This window comes from Streptomyces sparsus (genome assembly GCF_054776295.1).
In genome coordinates this window covers 1-3132 of sequence record NZ_BAAHCA010000586.1, presented here as the reverse complement: position 1 = coordinate 3132, position 3132 = coordinate 1, and the positions used below count along the sequence as shown (strand labels likewise).

The following is a 3132-nucleotide window of genomic DNA, read 5'->3' as shown; positions in this document are numbered from 1 at the left end:
TCCACCGCGCACACCTCCAGCCGGTCGACGCCGATCTCGGCGCCCACGCCGCACAGGCCGCGGTCGTTCAGCGCCAGGTCGGTGCCCGGCCGCCCCACCGCACCCGACCGGCCAGGACCCTGCTCGACGAGAAGTCCGGCGCTGAGCAGCTCGTCGACGAGCGTGGACACGGCCGCCCTGGTCAGGCCGATGCGGGCGGCGACGGCGGCCCGGGAGAGCGGCCCGGCGTCGGCCACCGCGTGCAGCACCGAGGACAGGTTGCGCCGCCGCACGTCCTGCTGGGTGCTGGGGAGGGCAGCGGTGGCCATGGTCGGTGGTCCTTCCTCGTACGGCGGTGGTTGCGGCAACGGGCCGACGCTCCCCGGCGTCTCAGGGGCGACGCAGCAGGGTATCCGCCGAGTCGAGCGTCCGGCTCAGCCGGTCCAGCGCGGCCTCGTCGCGCGGTACCGCGTCGTGGAGCTCGCCGTCGGAGGTGCCCCACCGCCGGGCCACCTCCGCCGGGTCCTCACCGAGCAGCAGTCCGGCGGCCTGGGCCACGGCGCCGAGCGCCACGAGTTCCTGGGCGCGCGGCACCCGTACCGGGCGGCCGGAGAGCCGGCGTACCGTCTCCCGCCAGGCGGTGCCCTTCGCGCCGCCGCCGATCAGCAGGATCGGGGCCCCGGGATCACTGTCGGCCTCCAGCACCAGGTCCAGCGCCCGCAGCAGGGCGAAGACGGCACCGTCGTACGCGGACTGGAGCAGCTGTCCGCCGGTGGTGTCGTGCCGCAGCCCGTACAGCAGACCGGACGCGTAGGGCAGGTGCGGGGTGCGCTCGCCGTCCAGGAACGGCAGCACGACGGCCTCCCCGCCGGACTCGACCGCCTCCCGGTCCAGCCCGAGCAGCGCGGCCAACCGGTCCACGGCGAGTGTGCAGTTGAGCGTGCAGGCCAGTGGGAGCCAGGCACTTCCGGCGTCGGCGAAACCGGCCACCGTGCCGGTCGGGTCGGTGGGGCGGCTGCGGGAGACCGCGTAGACGGTGCCGGAGGTGCCCAGGCTCAGCACGGGCTGGCCCGGTCGCAGCCCCAGGCCGAGGGCGGCGGCCATGTTGTCGCCGGTGCCGGTGGCGACCAGGGCACCGGCGGGCAGAGCGAGACCGGTGTCCGGCCGAACCGTGCCGGCGGCCTCCCCGGATGCCGGCACGCGCGGCAGCAGCGCGGCGTCCAGACCGATGAGGTCGAGCACCTCCTGGTCGTACGCCTCCGTCGCCGAGGCCCACCAGCCGGTGCCGGAGGCGTCGCCGCGGTCGGTGACGGCCTGCCCGCTCAGCCTGCCGGTGAGGTAGTCGTGCGGCAGGCGCACCGCGCGGGTGGCCGCTGCCGCCTCCGGCTCGTTCTCGGCCAGCCACATCCACTTCGGCGCGGTGAAGGAGGGCGCCGGCACACTGCCGGTGCGCTCGGCCCACGCCTCGGGTCCGCCGAGCTGCTCCACCAGCCGGTCGCGTTGCGGGGCGGAGCGCACGTCGTTCCACAGCAGTGCGGGACGCACCGGGCGGCCGTCCCCGTCGAGCGTGACCAGACCGTGCTGCTGGCCGCCGACGGAGACCGCGGAGGCCTGCCGCGCCGCCGGGCCGCACTGCTCCACGGCGTCCCGCAGCGCCTGCCACCACTGCTCGGGGTCACTCTCGTGCTGGGCGCTGACGGTGTGCGGCGCCTGCCCCCGGGCGACGACGTCGCCCGTCGCGGCGTCGACGACCAGCGCCTTGGTGGACTGCGTCGAGCTGTCCACTCCGACGACGAGCGGACCTTCGGGTGCGGCCATGGCGTTGCTCCTCCTTGCGGCTCACCGGGGACTTCCCCTGCGTGCTTGTGCATACTAATTTGTAAAGAGCGATGACGAAATACGGAAGGACATGGCATGGACCCCCGACCGACACCGCAGGACAAGTTCAGCTTCGGTCTGTGGACGGTGGGCTGGCAGGGCCGCGACCCGTTCGGTGACGCGACCCGCCCCCCGCTCGACCCCGCCGAGTCCGTACACCGCCTCGCCGACCTCGGCGCCTGGGGCGTGACGTTCCACGACGACGACCTGATGCCCTTCGAGGCCTCCGAGTCGGAGCGGGCCGGCCACGTCAAACGGTTCCGGCAGGCCCTCGACGCCACCGGCGTGGTGGTGCCGATGGCCACCACCAACCTGTTCACCCACCCCGTCTTCAAGGACGGCGCGTTCACCGCCAACGACCGCGGCGTGCGCCGGTTCGCGCTGCGCAAGACCATGCGCAACATCGACCTCGCCGTCGAACTGGGCGCGCGGGTCTACGTCGCCTGGGGCGGCCGGGAGGGCGCGGAGTCCGGGGCCGCCAAGGACGTGCGGCTGGCCCTGGACCGCATGAAGGAGGCCTTCGACCTGCTGGGGGCCTACGTCACCGAACAGGGCTACGACCTGCGCTTCGCCATCGAGCCCAAGCCCAACGAGCCGCGCGGCGACATCCTGCTGCCCACGGTCGGGCACGCGCTCGCGTTCATCGAACGGCTGGAGCGGCCCGAGTTGTTCGGCGTCAACCCGGAGACCGGCCACGAGCAGATGGCCGGGCTCAACTTCCCGCACGGAGTCGCCCAGGCGCTGTGGGCGGACAAGCTGTTCCACATCGACCTCAACGGCCAGTCCGGCATCAAGTACGACCAGGACCTGCGGTTCGGCGCCGGTGACCTGCGGGCGGCGTTCTGGCTGGTCGACCTGCTGGAGACGGCCGGCTACGAGGGTCCGCGGCACTTCGACTTCAAACCGCCGCGCACCGAGGACATGGACGGCGTGTGGGAGTCGGCGGCCGGCTGCATGCGCAACTACCTGCTGCTCAAGGACCGGGCGGCGGCGTTCCGGGCCGACCCCGAGGTGCAGGAGGCACTGCGCGCCTCCCGTCTCGACGAACTCGCCCGGCCCACCCTGGAACCCGGCGAGACCCCTGCCGGGCTGCTCGCCGACCCCTCGGCCTTCGAGGACTTCGACGTGGACGCCCACGCCGCCCGGGGCATGGCCTTCGAACGCCTCGACCAGTTGGCGACGGACCACCTGCTCGGGGCCCGCGGACGATGAACCCGCGGCGGGGGTGAACCCCCGGGACGACGGACGCCGGGGCCTGCCCGGGGCGGCAGGCCC

At 73.9% G+C, this 3132-nt stretch carries 3 protein-coding genes; 1 reads left to right on the top strand and 2 read right to left on the bottom strand.

Annotated elements, in window-relative coordinates; all coding sequences use genetic code 11:
• A partial coding sequence (locus ACYVE9_RS20620; RefSeq protein ID WP_461029372.1) for a MarR family transcriptional regulator occupies positions 1-308 on the bottom strand: 308 nt, incomplete at its 3' end.
• Between the two features lie 61 nt (positions 309-369).
• Positions 370-1797: a xylulokinase gene (gene xylB, locus ACYVE9_RS20615; protein ID WP_461029371.1), complete on the bottom strand. Its 1428-nt coding sequence runs from the start codon at positions 1795-1797 to the stop codon at positions 370-372.
• A 96-nt stretch (positions 1798-1893) separates the two neighbouring features.
• On the opposite strand from xylB, the gene xylA reads away from it, so the two are divergent.
• Positions 1894-3069, top strand: coding sequence for a xylose isomerase (xylA, locus tag ACYVE9_RS20610; protein ID WP_461029370.1), 1176 nt, complete (start codon positions 1894-1896; stop codon positions 3067-3069).
• Positions 3070-3132: the final 63 nt, after the last annotated feature.

Bases quoted from the DNA above. Each gene is read 5' to 3' on its own strand.
- xylB (WP_461029371.1), bottom strand. From the start codon at position 1,797: ATGGCCGCACCCGAAGGTCCGCTCGTCGTCGGAGTGGACAGCTCGACG.
- xylA (WP_461029370.1), top strand. From the start codon at position 1,894: ATGGACCCCCGACCGACACCGCAGGACAAGTTCAGCTTCGGTCTGTGG.